The following is a 17117-nucleotide window of genomic DNA, read 5'->3' on the forward strand; positions in this document are numbered from 1 at the left end:
TGGCTCAGGCGCGCAAGGCGCCGTCGTCCTCCTGGCTGGCAGGCTCGAAGGCGAGGCTGACGGAGTTCATGCAGTAGCGCTGGCCGGTGGGCGTGTGCGGGGCGTCGTCGAAGACGTGGCCCAGGTGGCTGCCGCAGGACGCGCAACGTACCTCGGTGCGCACCATGCCGTGGGAGGTGTCCGTGGACAGGGTGACGGCGCTGGAGTCGCGCGGGTCGTAGAAGGAGGGCCAGCCGCAGCCGGACTCGAACTTGGTGGTCGAGCGGAACAGCTCTGCCCCGCAGCCACGACAGTGGTAGACGCCCTCGCGGTCCTCGTCCAGCAGCGCGCCGGTGAAGGGGCGCTCCGTGCCGGCCTCGCGCAGCACGTGGTACTCCATCGGGCTCAGGGCGGCACGCCACTGGGCGTCGGTGCGCGCGGCGGCGGTGGGATCAAGGAGGGGCGCAGGAGCGGTCGGACCTGCCTGCGTGGACGGCTTGAGGGGCTGTGCTTCAGTCACGGGCACTATCGTGCGCACGCACCGGCTCCTCGCGCGACCCTCGTTCACGCTGCGCAAGACGGCCTGCCGTCCGACGGCGGGGCAGGACGCCGCAGCAGGCGGCCCAGGATCCGGCGACGCCGCAGGCTGGGAACGCCTTGGCCGGCCCGTTCAGCGGCGCGGTGTCTTCTTGGTCTCGTCCGGGTCCTGCCCCGCTGCCAGGCAGACCGCCGTCGCCTCCTCGTCTTCGGCCGGCGCACTGGCAGCGGCAGCCTCACTGCCCTGGTCCTGGGAGTCAGACGGGCTGACCTTGACCTTGCCGGTAGCGACCGCCTCCTCCACCGTCGTCGTCGGCTGCGAGCCGGAGGCCGACGCGCCCAGCGGGCTCGCGGCGAGGTAGGTCTCCTGGTCCTTGGTGGAGATGACGGCCGTGGCGTCCTGGCGCCGGGCCGGAAGGCCCTCGGAGGCCAGGTCCTCAGACGCCGCCCCGTCGCGCGCCAGGATGCGACGACGACGGACCTTGGCCCGGCGGCTGCGGCGCAGCGGTGAGCGGCCGCGGGAGACGGCGCGGACACGGGCCGCCTCGATCGGGTCGGAGTCGACCGCCTGCATCGTGGTGGTCGCCGCCAGGGCGCCGTCATCGCCCGAGGTCTGGAGGGCGACCAGCTCCTCCGCCAGGCGTGCCACCTCCTCAGGCGCCGGGTCGTGGGCGACCTCCACCTGCTCGACCTCCACGCGGGTGCGTGGCAGGGCGTAGGGAGCCTCGCGCTGCATCCAGCCGATGAGCTCCTCGCGCACGTAGCACTGGAGCGTCCAGACGTCGTCCGGGTTGGCGGCGGAGACCGTGACGCGGGCGGTGACGGTCGTGGAGGAGGTCTCGGTGATGACCAGTCCGCAGGTACGCCCGTCCCACACACGCGAGGCGGCCACCACCCGGGCAAGCTCGGCACGCATCTGGGCGATCGGTACCCGCCAGTCGACCTCAAGCTTGACCACCCCAAGCATCTGGTGGCTGCGGCGTGACCAGTTGGTGAAGGGGTTCTCGGTGAAGTAGGTCGAGGGCAGGATGAGACGACGCTCGTCCCAGACCTTGACCACCACGTAGGTCAGGGTGATCTCCTCGATCTGCCCGAAGAAGCTGTTGACCTCCACGACGTCGTCCACGCGGATGGCGTCGGTGGTGGCCAGCTGGATCCCGGCGAAGACGTTGCCGAGGGTGGACTGGGCTGCGAGACCCGCGATGACGGAGACCAGGCCGGCCGAGGCGACCAGCGAGCCCATGGCGAAGCGGGCGGAGGGGAAGGTCATGACGGCCCCGACCACGCCGCAGACGATGACGACGGCGGCCGCCACCCGGCGCAGCACCTGGGCCTGGGTGGTGACGCGGTTGGCACGTCCCTGGTCACCGGCGGCGTGGACGGAGCCGACCACCGTGGACTCCACGGCCTTGAGCAGCTGGGTGATGAACCAGGTCCCGGACAGGATGACGGCGATGAGCAGCGCCTGCAGGAGCACCGCGCGCCACGAGGCCGTCAGGTCGGCGGAGATGATCTGGGTGGTGACGTAGGCGCCGGACAGGGCGCACACGGCGTACAGAGGCGTGCGGCTGTAGCGTGCGATCTCGGTGTACAGGGCGCGGTGCCGGCCGAGCATCCGCAGCACGACGACCCCGATGAAGGCCAGGACGACGCCGACCAGCACGCCTGCGCCTAGGCGCAGCATGATGCTCAGGACGTCGACGGTCGCGTCAGCCACCGCACCCACCGTCTCCTCGACGGTGCTGGTCGCGCTGTCACTGGGCTCGGTCGTGGCAGCGGCGTCAGCAGAGAGGAGGAAGGTCAGCGGCATGCCCCCAGGGTAGAGGCCCGGGCTGGACGCTGCCTGGGGACGCGCTGTCCCCGGCAGCCGGGCGGCCCGGTCGCCGAGGGACAGCGGGGAGCAGGCCCGGGGGCGGGCGCTCTCAGCCCCAGGAGGTGGCGAGCTGACGCACCTGCGCGATGACGTCGTCGGCGTCGCGGCCGGAGGAGGCGACGGCGTAGCCGACGAGGAAGGCGGTCATCGGTGCGCCCGGACGCGAGGGGCCGTGGGCGACGGTGGAGATGAGGGCGAGCAGCTCCTTCTCGTGCGCTGCCAGCAGCCCAGGGTCGATCTGGAGCTCGGTGCTCACCGCGGCGACCCACCGGCGCATCTGCTCCATCTTCTCGGTCTCGTCAGCGTGCTCCTTAGCCATGGCGCCCAGGGTAGCGCCGGCGAGGCGGCACGTCGCGTCGCAGGGTCTCCACCGCTGTCGCTGCCCCTCGGTGTCCTCGGCCGTTCCACCACACGCGTGGCCGAGGACACCGAGCCGGACGACGGGGCCGCAGCAGTCAGCGCTCCCCGGCCAGGCGCGCCAGCAGGCGCGCGCGACCGATCGTGGCCGTGCCGTCGTCGTCCAGCCGTACCAGCAGCCAGGGCGGGGCGAGCGAGATGAAGGTGTCGACGACCTCCTCCGGGCTCTCGTTCATGCCGGTGGCGAGCCAGGAGTCGATGATGGCCACGGTGTTGTTGACGTGCTGGGAGACGGCCATGCGCACCCACAGGGCTGAGGGTGGCTGCGCCAGGTGACGGACGAAGTCGGCCACGAAGCTCTCGGCGGCCTCACGCAGGCGCGCCCGCAGACGGGCCAGGACCACTGACCCGGGAGTGTCAAAGACCTGGGCGTAGACCTTCCCGTCGCGACGGACCGCCGTGAGCATCTCGACGTAGACCACGCGCCAGCGCTCCAGGTAGCTCTCCGGGTGCTCGGCAAGGAGAGAGCCGAGACGGTCGAGGTAGGGGTCCAGGGTGGCGATGAGGTGGTCGGCCAGGAGGTCAGCAGGGCTCGCGGCATGGGCGTAGAAGGCCGAGCGTGAGACCTTGGCCCGGCTGGCGAGCTCGGAGACGGTGATCTGGGAGATCGGCTTGCGTTGCGCCAGCGTCAGGACAGCGTCAACCAGGGCGCGTCGGGTGCGTTGGTAGCGAGGATCGTCCTGGGAGGTGCTCACAGCGGGAATCCTGTCCTGGAGGCCGGCCCAGGTGGCCGGAGGGGTATACGCAAGGCCGGTGTGAGCGAACACCGGACTACCTGACAAGAAGTAAGGGTACCCAAAGGTAGTGGAATCTCGCGAAAAGACGGGCACACCGCCACCCATCTAAACGACACGCGTCTTTTAGCTCTACGGTGGAGTCAGTTCTCATCACGACCAATCTCCCTGGAGAGTTCCATGCCGGCTTCGTCCGACTCGTCCGTCGCTGCGATCACGACCCCCGTGCCGCAGGCTCACCGCGGCCCAAGGCCATCTCGGCGTTCCTTCCTCACCTGGTCCTCGATCGCCGCCGGCACCGCCGGCCTGGTCGCTGCCACGGACCTGGGCCTGCCCACCACGGGCGCCCCGGCCAGCGCGGCCGAGGTCGAGGGCATGGAGGGAGCAGACTCCGTCGTCTGGTCCGCGTGCACGGTGAATTGCGGCTCACGCTGCCCGCTGCGCCTGCAGGTCAAGGACGGCACGGTGGTACGCGTCCTGCCGGACAACACTGGCGATGACGCCCTGGGCTCCCAGCGCGTGCGCGCCTGCGTGCGAGGCCGCTCCATCCGCCACCGCATCTACAACCCTGACCGTCTCAAGCGCCCCCTCAAGCGCAAGGAGGGCACCAAGCGCGGCGAGGGCCAGTGGGAGGAGATCTCCTGGGACCAGGCGCTGACCGAGATCTCAGGCAAGATGAAGGAGATCAAGGAGCAGTACGGCAACGAGGCCTTCTACATCAACTACGGCACCGGCACCCTGGGCTCGACCATGGCCTGCTCCTGGCCCCCGGACCAGACCCCCTTCGCCCGCATGATGAACTGCTGGGGCGGCTACCTAGACCACTACTCCGACTACTCCACCACTGAGATCACCGCCGCCTATCCCTACTTCTACGGCGGCTGGGTCGCCTCCAACTCACTGGACGACGCCAAGAACTCCCAGCTTCAGGTCTTCTTCGGCAACAACCCCCTGGAGACCCGGATGTCCGGCGGCGGCCTGACCTTTGTCAGCCAGCAGACCCGCAAGGAGTCTGCGGTCCGCACGATCGTGGTAGACCCTCGCTACTCCGAGACGGCCGCCCTGCTCGCTGATGAGTGGGTTGCTGTGCGTCCGGGTACTGATGCGGCCCTCATCGCCGGGATGATCCACGTCATGCTGGAGGAGGGCCTCCACGACCAGGACTTCCTGGACACCTACTGCCTGGGCTTCGACGAGGAGCACATGCCGCCAGGCGCCCCGAAGAACGCCTCCTACCGCTCCTACATCGAAGGCAAGGGCCCCGACGGCGTGGAGAAGACCCCGCAGTGGGCCGCTGACGTCTGCGGAGTACCAGCCGACCAGATCCGCAGGCTGGCCCGCGAGATCGCCACCGCCAAGCCCTGCGCCATCAACCAGGGCTGGGGGCCTCAGCGTCACGCCAACGGAGAGAACGAGGCCCGCGCCATCTTCCTGCTGGCGTGCGTCACCGGGAACGTAGGCGTCCCAGGTGGTGGCACCGGTGGCCGCGAAGGCTCCCCCTCCTTGGCCATCGCCAAGACCTTCAACACCTCCACCTCCAACCCGCAGCCGCATATCATCTCGGTCTTCTCCTGGCTTGACGCGATCGACCACGGCGAGCAGATGACGACCTTCAACGCCGGCGTGTGCGAGAAGCCCGAGCCGGGCGTGCGTGACGCCAAGGTACCGGTGGACGAGGACGGCAACCCAACGAATGTCCAGCTGACCACCCCGATCAAGATGGTGTGGCAGTACTCGGGCAACTCCCTGGTCAACCAGACCGGTGAGAACAACCGCTCGGTCGAGATCCTCCAGGACGAGTCCAAGTGCGAGCTCATCGTGGTGTGCGACATCCAGATGACTGTCTCCGCCCGGTACGCCGACTACGTCCTTCCCGGGACCTCAGCCGCCGAGGAGTTCGACCTCCACCCCGGCGAGAACGCCAGCCCCATGGCCTACGGCATCATGTCCTCCCAGGCCATCGACCCGCTGTACGAGTGCCGCACAGTCTTTGACATCTGTGGTCAGCTGGCTGAGAAGCTCGGTGTGGACGAGGCCTACTACGACGGCAAGGACCGCGAGGCCTGGCTGCGCGACGCCGTGGAGACCTCCCGCAAGGACGACCCAGAGCTGCCCACTTACGACGAGTGGAAGGAGATGGGCCTGTACCGTCGCAATGTCGGTTCGGTCGTCCCTCTTGAGGACTTCCGCGCAGACCCAGCAGCCAACCCGCTCGGCACACCGAGCGGCAAGATCGAGATCTACTCCGAGCGTCTGGCCGCGATGGCGAAGAAGTGGACCTGGGACGACTTCCGCCCCGCCCTGGCCGGAGACCAGCTCACCGCTCTGCCGGAGTTCACTGAGACCTGGGAGGGCGCAGCCGAGGCTCGCACGAGCCAGGAGTACCCGCTGCAGTGCATTGGACACCACTACCGCCAGCGCACCCACTCCACCTACGGCAACGTGGACTGGATGAAGGAGGCCCACCACCAGTACCTGGCGATCAACCCGATCGACGCCGCCCCTCGTGGAATCTCCGACGGCGACCTTGTCTTCGCCTACAACGAGCGCGGCACTATCCGCATCGAGGCACGCGTGACCGAGCGCATCGTGCCCGGTGTGGTGGACCTACCCCAGGGAGCCTGGTATGACCCGCGCCCAGCCAGCGAGGTCAAGCCTCCACAGGGCGCCAACCCCAACCACCCCGTGGACGTCGGCGGCAGTGTCAACACGCTGACCTCGCTCCACCCCTCACCGCTGGCTAAGGGCAATGCGGTTCACACCACCACCGTACAGGTCGTCAAGGCCTGAAGGAGGAATGACGATGACAGACAGCCTGACTGAGGCCGGAGCTGACTACGGCTTCTTCTTTGACCAGTCCTTGTGCACTGGTTGCAAGGCCTGCCAGGTGGCGTGCAAGGACAAGCATGACCTGCCAGTAGGGGTGACGTGGCGGCGTGTGGTGGAGTACACGGGTGGTTCGTGGCAGACCACGGGCAACACCTTCACTCCCAACGTCTTCACGTACTACACCTCGGTGTCCTGCAACCACTGTGAGAACCCGGTGTGCATGGAGGTGTGCCCCACCACCGCGATGAGCCGGCGGGAGGACGGCACGGTGTACGTGGAGGAGTCCAAGTGCGTGGGCTGCCGCTACTGCCAGTGGGCCTGCCCCTACGGCGCCCCGCAGCTGGACCCGCGTAGCGGCCACATGTCCAAGTGCGACCTGTGCTACGACTACCGCACCACCGGCCAGGACCCAGCCTGCGTGTCCGCCTGCCCCTCGCGAGCCCTGGACTGGGGACCGATTGAGGAGCTGCGCGCCGCTCACGGCGACCAGGCGGGCATCGCCCCGCTGCCTGACCCGTCCATCACCCGCCCCCACCTGGTCATCCACCCCCACCGCGACGCCCAGGCCTGGGACCAGGGCACCGGCGCCATCGCCAATCCCAGGGAGATCTGATGAACACCGCCGAGCTGCCCATGATCCTGTTCACGGTCCTGGCACAGATGTCCGTGGGCGCCTTCCTCACCCTCGGCCTCATCCAGGCCGACGGGCTGGCGCGTCGCCAACCCGTCACCGCCACCGACCGCGTGACGCGGGCGGCACTGTTCGCCGTCGGGCCCCTGTTGGTCCTAGGATTCTTCGCGGCCTTCTTCCACCTGGGCGACCCCTTCCACGCTGTCAACACCCTGCGCCACCTGGGCAGCTCGTGGCTGAGCCGCGAGATCCTCTTCGGCGTGCTCTACGGTGGCCTCGGCCTCGTCTACACGGTCACCGAGTGGCTGGGCAAGGGCAGCCGGACCCTGCGCCAGGCGCTGGCCGTCCTCACGGCGCTGGCCGGCGTGGCCCTGCTGGTGTCGATGATCTGCGTGTACTACTCGGTGCCTACCATCCCAGCCTGGCACACCCCGGCCACCTGGGCGCTGTTCCTGGGCTCCGCCTTCCTCACCGGCCCGCTAGCCGTGGGCGTGGCTCTGCTGCTGGCCTGGACCCAGCAGCGCAAGCGGGAGGACGACGGCACCGCGAACCTGTGGGCCCGCACGCTCGGCACCCTTCAGGTCACCAGCGAGGAGAAGCTGGACGAGACCTCTTCCGGTCTCATCGCCCGTGCGATCCAGCAGGTCGCGGTTCTCGCCTCCGTGGCCGGCGTCGTGCTGCTGGTGACCTACCCCTTCTACCTGCTGCACCTGTCCAGCTCAGGCGACGCAGCCTCGGCTCACGTCCTGTCCTCCCTGACCCACAGTCCGCTGCTGGCTGTGCGCCTGGTGCTCCTGGCCGTCGTTGTCATCCTCGTGCGCTTCGTGGCCTACCGCCGCGCCAAGGCGCCCGAGCACCCCTCGACGGCGCTGGTATGGACCATCGTGGTGGCCTACGTTCTGGCTGTCGTCACCGAGATGGCTGGCCGCGTCATCCACTACGAGGGCCTTTACCACGTGGGCCTGAACACCCTGCAGTCCGGGCTCGGCGGCTGAGCCGTCCCGTCCAGAGCCCGAGGCTCGTCCGTCAGCCTGCTGACGACGACGCCCGTCCGTCTCACACTGTGCCCACGAGTGCGCCACCCTGCGAGCGCACTCGTGGGCACAGCTCCACAACGGCCCTGCTAGCCTGCTCAGCCGTCTAGACCCAGGCCACCACCCGATCGACCTTCTGGAGCCCGTATGAATCCCGACCTGCTTGACCGCTGTGCCGCCGCGCTCACTGTCCTGGCCCGCCTCCAGCTCAGCCCGGCGGACGAGGCCACCATGGACCAGGTGGTCAGCCTGGCCGAGCAGTGGCCACTGACCGATGTGGCTCCGCAAAGCACTGAGGCGCGCCGTGCGCGCGTGGCTGGATGGGACCTGTTGCAAGGCTCACGGGACATTGAAGAGACTGCGGAGCAGGTGCGCCAGGACCAGGATCGCCTCTATGGTCTGACGGCCCGGGCTGTCGTGCCCCCGTTCGAGTCCGTCCACCGCAACGAGGAAGGCCTGGTCTTTGACGCCGTCACCTTGGAGGTACGCTCCGCCTACCTCCGTGCCGGGCTGCGTGCCCCGGCCCTGAACCGTGAGCCGGATGACCACCTGGGCCTTGAGCTCGACTTTCTCGCACGGTGCTGCACGGCTGCCCTCGATGCCCTGGAACGCGGGAACGAGGACGTCGCCGACTCCTACCTCGCCGTGGCGCAGGAGTTCACCCACGATCACCTCCTGACCTGGGCACCAGCCGTCCTCGAGCGTGCACGAGGTGCCTCGCGCACCCGTTGGATGCGGGGCCTGGAGGAGCTCACACTGGCCACTGTGCTGACCTTCGCCGAAGCCGTGGGGGCCGGGCAGCCTCCGCGTGAGACCACGGGCGGCTACGCGATCATTGCCCACCGTCCCAAGGCGGATGTCACATCGGTGACCGCTCCTGAGGAGACCGAGTGACTGCCCCCGGCTCCTTTGACCCTTTCAGTGCACCAGCACCTGAGGATCTTCCTGCTCGTGCCACCCGCCTGGCCACAGCCTGTGCGGTCATCTCCATGCTCATGGCCAACCCGCCCTCACCGGTGCTGCGCGAGAACCTGCACGAGGGAGCGATGACTGAGCGCTGGCCCCTGCGCGACGCCGTCTCCCGGGCCGGCGCCGAGGAGCTGGCACTGGCCGCCCATGAGAGCCCTCAGGCCCAGGAGACGGACTGGCGCGAGCTCATCGGGCCGTCCTGCCCTACCCGTCCGGTGCTGAGCGACCTTGTCCCCGAGGCCCCCGCCGTCCCCGCCGAGGCCGAGGCCACCCTGCCCTCGCCCTCACACCTGTCACTGCTGCCCCACGACCACCTCGCGGTCGGCCTGTCCCGCACCGGGTCGCTGGCTGTGCGCGCCGTCGGGGCTCGGCAGGTGCGGTCAGAGGGTGCCGCGGCTCCTGACGCAGCTGCGTCTGACACCAGCCTCCAGACAACCGCCTCCGCTCCTTCGCCGGAGGAGACCGCCTTCGTGGCCACGGTGACCTACCTCCTGGCCCCGCTGGCGCCTGCGACCAGCCAGGTCCTGCGCTCCCAGGCGACGACGCACCTCTACCGTGGCGCTGCCGACCTGCTCGACGGGATCGTGGCTGAGGCTGAGAGCCTGGCCGAGGCGGTGCAGGCTGGAGCCACCCGGCGATGACCTCCGCCCCGACGCCCAGCGGCTCCGTACCGGAGCAGGGTCCCGGCGCCGTCGACACCCAGGCCCTGCTGCACTGGCGACGCGGCACCGAGTCGGTGGACACGGTGGTCCTGGCCTGCCAGGACGCCCCCGCGACGCCGGGCCCCCACGACACGGCCGTGGTGCGGTGGCCCGGCTGCCTGGACGAGCAGGCCCTGCGCCTGGCTCCCCAGCTGCTGGCCGACGGCGCTGCCGCGGTCCGGCTGCGCTGGTGCCCCGGGCACGGGACGGCGCCGGCCCGCAAGGCTTCTCAGGCGGCCCGGGCCGATCAGGACGACGACGCTGCCGACCAGGGCGAGGTCCTCCTGCCGGGCGACACGGCGCCGTCGTCACTGACCGTGTGGAGCCACGTGCTCGGAGGGCTGCTCCAGCCTGACCTCCCGGCCAGCCGCAGCCTGCGGCACGGCCCGGTCCTGAGCGCCCGGGCCGTGCCGGTGCCACGCCGAGCCCTGGTAGGAGCGCACCTGGAGGGGAGGCTGGACCTCGACCTCGACGACCAGGACCGTGTGGTCCAGGCGCTGCGGATACTGCTCGCCCAGGGCCGCATCCTCGCCCCTGGCTCCGACCTGGCCGGGCTGCCCGCTGCCGGGCGGGTTCTGACCGCGTCCGGCTGCACCTTGTGCGCCGCCTGCACCTGGGCCTGCCCGCACGGCGCGCTGCAGGTCGCCGAGGCGGACTCGGGCGCGCGTGGGCTGGTCCAGGACCTTGCTGCGTGTCGTGGCTGCCTCGCCTGCGTGAGCGCCTGCCCGGTCGACGCGCTCACGGCTGACGAGGCAACGAGCCTGGCCCGGGTGTGGGAGGCAGAGGCCCTGGTGCTCGCGGCCGACCACCCACGTACCTGCGCTCGGTGCGGAGCGCGCTACAGCGAGGACCTGGGAGGCCCAGCGACCCACGACGTCGGGCAGCCAACCTCCTTCGCCCTCGCCCCGACGGCGAACGGCCAGGACGAGGACCCCGGGCTGTGCCCGCTGTGCCGGGCTCGCGAGCGCTCGCCGTTCCTCACCGAGCTGCCGCCTGAGGCCGAACGGGCCCTGCCGCCGTCGGTCCTCGCCGCGATCCGTCGGTCTCGGGGCCTGTCCTAGCCCGTTCAGTCCGTGGGTGTGCAGGTAGGCCCGCCAGGACGCACCCCGGGACTACACATTCACTGGCGTACCTGCACACTCACGCTTCAAGGTGGGAGGGCCTCCGCCCAGCAGGTGCGCTGCCACCACCCGACCTGCGCACGTCCAGCCCGGAAGCCGCCCCGCTCCGGCTCATGTCCATGGTCCTGTGGACAGCCCGCCTGAACCTGTGCCATGATGGGTTCACCCGTTTGAGAGCGTTCTCATCCAATAGAGACAGACATAAGAGCGCTCTCAGAAGAACACCCGCGATGCAGAGAAGCGTCGCACCTTCCCATACCAAGGAGTAGCTGTGTTCACAAAGAAGGCCATGATCGGCCTGTCCGCCCTCGCCGTCGGCGCCCTGGCCCTGACGGGCTGCGGCTCCAGCAGCGACGGGGGCTCCGGCAAGGACGCGGACGGCAAGATCACCCTGACCGTCGCGACCTTCAACGAGTTCGGTTACGACAACCTGCTCGAGGAGTACATGGAGCTCAACCCGGACATCAAGGTCGTCGAGAAGAAGGCCGCCACCTCCAACGAGGCGCGCGACAACATGAACACCCGCCTGGCCGCGGGCTCAGGCCTGTCAGACATCGAGGCGATCGAGATGGACTGGCTGCCCGAGCTCATGCAGTACGCCGACCAGTTCGTGGACCTGTCCTCTGACTCCGTCAAGGACCGCTGGCCCGAGTGGAAGTCCGGCCCGGCCACCACCGAGGACGGTCAGCTCATCGGCTACGGCACCGACGCCGGCCCGGAGGCCCTGTGCTACCGCGCCGACCTCTTCGCCAAGGCCAACCTGCCCACCGACCGCAACGAGGTCGCCAAGCTCCTCGAGGGCGACTGGGACAGCTACTTCAAGGTCGGCAAGCAGTTCGTCGACGCCACCGGCATCCCGTGGTACGACGGTGCTACGGGCACCTACCAGGGCATGCTCAACCAGATCCAGAACCCCTTCGAGAGCGACGACGACTCCGTCATGCCCCTGAAGGACAACACCACCATCCGCGACACCTACGACACGATCCTCGACCAGTCTGAGGCCGGCCTGTCCGCAGGCCTGTCGCAGTGGAGCGAGGACTGGGTGAACTCCTTCCAGAATGACGGCTTCGCCACGATGCTGTGCCCGCCGTGGATGCTCGGCGTGGTCGAGGGCAACGCGGCCGGCGTCGAGGGCTGGGACGTGGCTCCGGTCTTCCCCGGTGGCGGCGGCAACTGGGGCGGCTCCTACCTGACCGTTCCCACCCAGGGCAAGCACCAGGCCGAGGCCCAGGCCCTGGCCGACTGGCTGACCGCCCCCGAGCAGCAGATCAAGGCCTTCCAGACCAAGGGCAACTTCCCCTCGCAGGTTGACGCCCTGGACGACCCGGCCCTGCTGGACTACAAGAACGAGTTCTTCAACGACGCCCCCATCGGTCAGATCTACTCCGACATGTCCAAGAAGATCGAGATCTCCCCGTACAAGGGAACGAACTTCTTCGCCATCACCACGCTCGTCACCGACGCCCTGACCCGCGTGGACGTGGACGGCACCGATGACGCCGACTCCTCCTGGGACAAGGCACTGAGCGAGTTCGGCCAGCTCGGCCTGGAGTAAGGCCTAGCCCGCTCTCGCCCACCGGTCGCGGCGTGGCTCGTCCACCGCAGGCGGGCCACGCCGCGACCACCCACCACCCAGGAGAGGACTGACCGTGCCGTCAGACGTATCCACCCCCGGGACCTCGCGCTGGTCCCGGCCCCAGGCCCCCACTGCCGCCCAGCGTCGCGCGGCGATGTCCCGACGCGACCGGCTCGGCCGGCTGGACTTCAAGGTCTCGCCCTACCTCTACATCGCCCCGTTCTTCCTCGCCTTCGCCATCACCGGCCTGTACCCGCTGCTCTACACAGCCTGGGTCTCGCTGCACAAGTGGCACCTCATCGGCGGCGACCAGGGCTTCACCGGGCTCGACAACTACCTGACGGTCATCCAGCAGCCCACCTTCTGGGTGGCGCTGCGCAACACCTTCTCGATCTTCCTGCTCTCCAGCGTCCCGCAGATCATCGTGGCCGTCCTCATCGCCTACATGCTGGACACGAACCTGCGCGCCAAGACCTTCTGGCGCATGGGGGTCCTGCTGCCCTACGTCGTGGCTCCCGTGGCCGTCTCGATCATCTTCTCCAAGCTCTTCGCCGACCAGTCCGGCATGATTAACGCGCTGCTGGGCTTCGTGGGCGTGGAGCCGATCGGCTGGCACGCCTCGGCCTTCTGGTCCCACGTGGCGATCGCCAACATGGTCAACTTCCGCTGGACCGGCTACAACGCCCTCATCGTGCTGGCCGCGATGCAGGCCATCCCGCGTGACCTCTACGAGGCCGCGACGGTTGACGGCGCCGGCCGGGCACGCCAGTTCTGGTCCATCACCATCCCGCAGCTGCGCTCGACCATCATGTTCGTGGTCATCAACTCCACCATCGGCGGCCTGCAGATCTTCGACGAGCCCCGCATGTTCGACACCATGGGAGGCGGCGGCGCGGACAACCAGTGGCTGACGCTGACGATGTACCTCTACCAGCTGGGGTGGGGCCCGCAGAAGAGCTTCGGCCGCGCCTCGGCCGTGGCCTGGATCCTCTTCCTCATCATCCTCGGCTTCGCGGCGCTGAGCTTCCTGCTCACGCGCTCCATCGCCTCCTCCGGCACAGACGCCAGGAAGAAGGGACGACGGCGCCGCCACGCCTCGAGCCGTGAGCTCGCCTCCGCCGGCCAGGGCCGGGCATCCTTGGCCGCCCCCACCACCACTGAAGGAGCCCAGCGATGAGCCGCAACGAGCAGTCGATCGTGATGATCGAGCAGACGGCTGGCAAGGGTGCGGCGCGGGCCGCCGCCCGGCGTCGCACCAGGCAGGCGCACCGAGGCTTCGGCCCGGACCGCAGACCCGGCCCGGTGGGCTACGTCCTGCTGACCCTAGCGGTGCTCATCAGCGCCTACCCGCTCTACTTCGCCTTCCTCCTGGCTACCTCCAACGCCGGGGAGATCGCCCGCAACCCGATCCCCTCGCTCATCCCCAAGGGTGAGCTGGTGGACAACATCACGCGCGTCCTGGACTCGGGCATCGACCTGTGGGGAGCCTTCCTCAACTCCCTCATCGTCGCCGTCGTGGTCTCGGCCTCCGTGGTCTTCTTCTCCACCCTGGCCGGCTACGCCTTCTCCAAGCTGCGCTTCCGCGGGCGTGACGGGCTGCTGACCTTCGTGATCGCCACGATGGCCGTTCCCGCCCAGCTGGGTGTGGTGCCGCTGTTCATCGTCATGGCGAAGCTGGGGTGGACCGGTGAGCTGGTGGCTGTCATCGTGCCCGGCATGGTCTCGGCCTTCGGCGTGTTCTGGATGACCCAGTACATCCGCGACGCACTGCCCTACGAGCTCATCGAGGCCGCCCGCGTGGACGGGGCGTCGATGTTCCGCACCTTCTGGTTCATCGCCCTGCCCGCTGCCCGGCCGGCTGCCTCGATGCTGGGCCTGTTCACCTTCGTGGGCTCGTGGACGAACTTCTTCTGGCCCTTCATCGTCCTGGGCGCGAAGAACCCCACGCTGCCGGTGGCCCTGCAGCTGCTCCAGGCCTCCTACTTCAAGGACTACTCGCTCATCATGGCGGGCGTGGTCGTCGCGACCGTGCCGCTGCTCATCCTGTTCGCCGTCGCCGGGCGCCAGCTGGTCTCCGGCATCATGCAAGGAGCTGTCAAGGGATGACTACTCTGACCTTCCCCCCGGGCTTCCGCTGGGGCGTGGCCACCGCTGCCGCCCAGATCGAGGGAGCCGCCTTCGAGGACGGCAAGGGTGCGTCCATCTGGGACACCTTCTGCCGCCGCCCCGGCGCCATCGCCGACTCCTCGACGATCGACGTGGCCTGCGACCACTACCACCGGATGGACACTGACGTCGCCCTGCTCAAGGAGCTGGGCTACCCCACCTACCGCTTCTCGGTGTCCTGGGCCCGGGTGATGCCGGACGGCCGTCACGTCAACGAGGCGGGCCTGGACTTCTACGAGCGGCTCGTGGACTGCCTCCTAGCCGCCGACATCGAGCCGTGGCTGACCCTGTACCACTGGGACCTGCCACAGCCCCTCCAGGACGAGGGCGGGTGGACGGTACGCACCACCTCCGAGGCCTTCGCCGCCTACGCCCGCGCCGTCTACGACCGCCTGGGGTCCAAGGTGAAGGTGTGGACCACGCTCAACGAGCCGTGGTGCTCCTCCTTCCTGTCCTACGCAGCCGGCGAGCACGCACCGGGACTGACCTCTCCGGCCCTGGCCGTGGCGGCGGTCCACCACCTCATGCTGGGCCACGGTCTGGCGGTACGGGCGCTGCGCGAAGCTGCCGCCCAGGCCGGTCACAGCCCGCAGATCGGCATCACCCTCAACTTCTCCCCCGTCCACCCCGCTGATCCGGCCAGCGCCGCAGACCTGGACGCGGCCAGGCGCGTGGACGGCACGCAGAATCGCGTCTTCCTGGAGGCGATGGTGCGCGGGACCTACCCAGCCGACGTCGTGGAGGACATGAGCCCCTGGGCGGACATCCGCCAGTGGGTGCTGGAAGGGGACATGGAGGCCGTCGCCGAGCCGATCGACGTGCTCGGGGTCAACTTCTACAACGGCCAGACCGTTGCCGCCCCTGCGCCCGGCACCCCGGTCGGAGGCCCGAGCGCGCAGGCGGGACAGGTCCCGCCGTCGACCAACGTGGGCTCGGAGAACGTGCGGCACGTGCCGCAGGACCTGCCCGTGACGGACATGGGCTGGCAGGTGGATCCTACGGACCTGCGCGAGCTGCTCGTGCGCCTGGAGCGCGAGTACACGGGCACCGCCGGCCCTGACGGCACCGGGATCCCGATCGTCATCACGGAGAACGGGGCCGCCTACGCGGACCAGCCTGACGCCGAGGGCTACGTGGAGGACACCGATCGCCTGGCCTACATCCGAGACCACCTGGCCGCGGTGCACACCGCGATCTCCGACGGTGCGAGGGTGGAGGGCTATCTGGTGTGGTCGTTCATGGACAACTTCGAGTGGGCCTTCGGCTACGCCAAGCGCTTCGGGATCGTGCGCGTGGACTACGAGACCCACCATCGGGTGCCCAAGGCCTCGGCGCGCTGGTTCAGCCAGGTCGTGCGGGACAATAGCGTGGCGCTGGACTGAGGCAGGCCTGCGCGGCCTGCTCACCGGGCTCAGGCACGGTGAGCGGACCGGCGCACGGCACGCCTCCTCCCAGGACATCCGGCCCTGCCTGTTCCACCGCCTTCGGGTGAGGATCAGGCTGGGCCGTGGCACAAGGAGGACGAGGGGATGACGATGGTCGGGCGAGCGACCCTGGAGGACGTGGCACGGGCTGCCGGGGTCTCACGGGCCACGGCCTCGCGCGTGGTGCGCGGTGACGGTGGGGTGAGCCCCAAGAAGACCAAGGCGGTCCAGGCCGCCATCACGGCGCTGGGCTACGTGCCGAACTCCGCTGCCCGGGCGCTGGTGTCCAGCCGGACAAACACCGTGGCCGTGGTCATCCCCGAGGCTGATGAGATGGTCTTCACTGACCCTTTCATCGTGCGCACCGTCCAGGCGATCTCGCGCCAGCTCGACGCCGCGGACATCCAGCTCATCATGGCCTTCGCGGACCATGCGGGGACGGGGCGCCGGACGGCGAACTACCTGCGCACCGGCTCGGTCGACGGCGTCATCGTCATCTCCCACCACCGCTTCTCCGGCCAGGTGGAGGCGCTCATGAGCGCGCAGGTCCCCGTGGTCTTCGTGGGTCGGCGTCTGGAGCAGGAGCCTCCGCAGTCCTGGGTGGACATTGACAATGCTGAGGTCGGGCGTATGGCGGCCCGTCATCTTCTGGCGCACGGCGCGCGGCGGCCCTCGATCATCACCGGCCCGCTAGACATGGTCTCCTCCCACGACCGCCTCGTCGGGTTCCGCGAGGTCATGGGGGATCAGGGCATCGCACCGCTCGTGCTGGAAGGCGCCTTCACCGCCGAGTCCGGGCGCGCGGCCGGCGAGGCCCTGGCGCCGCGGATCGAGTCCGGTGAGACGGATGCGGTCTTCGCCTGCTCCGACCTCATGGCGATGGCCGCGATGGAGGCCTGGCGCCGGCGCGGGATCGTGGTACCCCGTGACGTCAGGCTGGTGGCCTGCGACAACAGCCCCGAGGCCGCCAGGGCCGAGCCACCGCTCACCTCCCTGGACAATCCGCCGGAGATCCTGGGGGTGCGTGCCACGCAGATGCTCCTGGAGATCCTGGCCGGCACCTGGGACGGTGAGCCGGTCATGCTGGAGACCGGCCTGGTCGAGCGCGAGTCCTGCTGAGCCT

The 17117-nt window shown here is 69.3% G+C and carries 15 protein-coding genes; 11 read left to right on the forward strand and 4 right to left on the reverse strand.

What is annotated here, in order from left to right:
- Window positions 1–4: 4 nt before the first annotated feature.
- The 4 genes from msrB to HRL51_RS10015 all read right to left on the reverse strand — a co-directional run bounded on the left by msrB (window position 5) and on the right by HRL51_RS10015 (window position 3501).
- Window positions 5–499: a peptide-methionine (R)-S-oxide reductase MsrB gene (gene msrB / locus HRL51_RS10000; RefSeq protein ID WP_172191588.1), complete on the reverse strand. Its 495-nt coding sequence runs from the start codon at window positions 497–499 to the stop codon at window positions 5–7.
- A gap of 150 nt (window positions 500–649) precedes the next feature.
- On the reverse strand, window positions 650–2326 hold the full coding sequence (locus HRL51_RS10005) for a mechanosensitive ion channel family protein (RefSeq protein ID WP_172191590.1): 1677 nt from the start codon (window positions 2324–2326) through the stop codon (window positions 650–652).
- A gap of 112 nt (window positions 2327–2438) precedes the next feature.
- Window positions 2439–2708 carry a DUF6457 domain-containing protein gene (locus tag HRL51_RS10010; RefSeq protein ID WP_172191592.1) on the reverse strand — a complete coding sequence of 90 codons (270 nt, stop codon included), beginning with the start codon at window positions 2706–2708 and terminating at the stop codon, window positions 2439–2441.
- A 136-nt stretch (window positions 2709–2844) separates the two neighbouring features.
- Window positions 2845–3501, reverse strand: a complete 657-nt coding sequence (locus HRL51_RS10015) for a TetR/AcrR family transcriptional regulator (RefSeq protein ID WP_172119403.1) — start codon at window positions 3499–3501, stop codon at window positions 2845–2847.
- Between the two features lie 219 nt (window positions 3502–3720).
- On the opposite strand from HRL51_RS10015, the gene HRL51_RS10020 reads away from it, so the two are divergent.
- From HRL51_RS10020 to HRL51_RS10070, 11 genes are all read left to right on the forward strand, one after another.
- Window positions 3721–6330, forward strand: coding sequence for a DMSO/selenate family reductase complex A subunit (locus HRL51_RS10020; RefSeq protein WP_172191594.1), 2610 nt, complete (start codon window positions 3721–3723; stop codon window positions 6328–6330).
- Window positions 6331–6343: 13 nt separating this feature from the next.
- The gene (locus tag HRL51_RS10025; protein ID WP_172119401.1) at window positions 6344–6982 is read left to right on the forward strand and encodes a DMSO/selenate family reductase complex B subunit; all 639 of its coding nucleotides are present in this window, start codon (window positions 6344–6346) and stop codon (window positions 6980–6982) included.
- Window positions 6982–7995 carry a dimethyl sulfoxide reductase anchor subunit family protein gene (locus tag HRL51_RS10030; RefSeq protein WP_172191596.1) on the forward strand — a complete coding sequence of 338 codons (1014 nt, stop codon included), beginning with the start codon at window positions 6982–6984 and terminating at the stop codon, window positions 7993–7995. Before HRL51_RS10025 ends, HRL51_RS10030 begins: the two co-directional genes overlap by 1 nt.
- 186 nt (window positions 7996–8181) lie before the next feature.
- Window positions 8182–8928, forward strand: coding sequence for a TorD/DmsD family molecular chaperone (locus HRL51_RS10035; protein WP_172119399.1), 747 nt, complete (start codon window positions 8182–8184; stop codon window positions 8926–8928).
- A complete protein-coding gene (locus tag HRL51_RS10040; RefSeq protein WP_172191598.1) occupies window positions 8925–9644 on the forward strand; it encodes a hypothetical protein in 720 nt (239 codons plus the stop codon). Before HRL51_RS10035 ends, HRL51_RS10040 begins: the two co-directional genes overlap by 4 nt.
- Complete coding sequence (locus HRL51_RS10045; RefSeq protein ID WP_172191600.1) at window positions 9641–10765, forward strand: 4Fe-4S dicluster domain-containing protein; 1125 nt, start codon at window positions 9641–9643, stop codon at window positions 10763–10765. Before HRL51_RS10040 ends, HRL51_RS10045 begins: the two co-directional genes overlap by 4 nt.
- A gap of 331 nt (window positions 10766–11096) precedes the next feature.
- Window positions 11097–12383: an ABC transporter substrate-binding protein gene (locus HRL51_RS10050; protein WP_244960162.1), complete on the forward strand. Its 1287-nt coding sequence runs from the start codon at window positions 11097–11099 to the stop codon at window positions 12381–12383.
- A gap of 94 nt (window positions 12384–12477) precedes the next feature.
- On the forward strand, window positions 12478–13581 hold the full coding sequence (locus tag HRL51_RS10055; RefSeq protein ID WP_244960163.1) for a carbohydrate ABC transporter permease: 1104 nt from the start codon (window positions 12478–12480) through the stop codon (window positions 13579–13581).
- On the forward strand, window positions 13578–14510 hold the full coding sequence (locus tag HRL51_RS10060; protein ID WP_172191602.1) for a carbohydrate ABC transporter permease: 933 nt from the start codon (window positions 13578–13580) through the stop codon (window positions 14508–14510). Before HRL51_RS10055 ends, HRL51_RS10060 begins: the two co-directional genes overlap by 4 nt.
- Entirely contained in the window at window positions 14507–15952 is a 1446-nt protein-coding gene (locus tag HRL51_RS10065; protein ID WP_172191604.1) for a GH1 family beta-glucosidase, read from the forward strand. The genes HRL51_RS10060 and HRL51_RS10065 overlap by 4 nt, the downstream gene beginning before the upstream one ends.
- Window positions 15953–16099: 147 nt before the next feature.
- On the forward strand, window positions 16100–17113 hold the full coding sequence (locus tag HRL51_RS10070) for a LacI family DNA-binding transcriptional regulator (protein ID WP_172191606.1): 1014 nt from the start codon (window positions 16100–16102) through the stop codon (window positions 17111–17113).
- Window positions 17114–17117 lie beyond the last annotated feature (4 nt).

The organism is Actinomyces faecalis (assembly GCF_013184985.2).
GTDB classification, from domain to species: Bacteria; Actinomycetota; Actinomycetes; order Actinomycetales; family Actinomycetaceae; genus Actinomyces; species Actinomyces faecalis.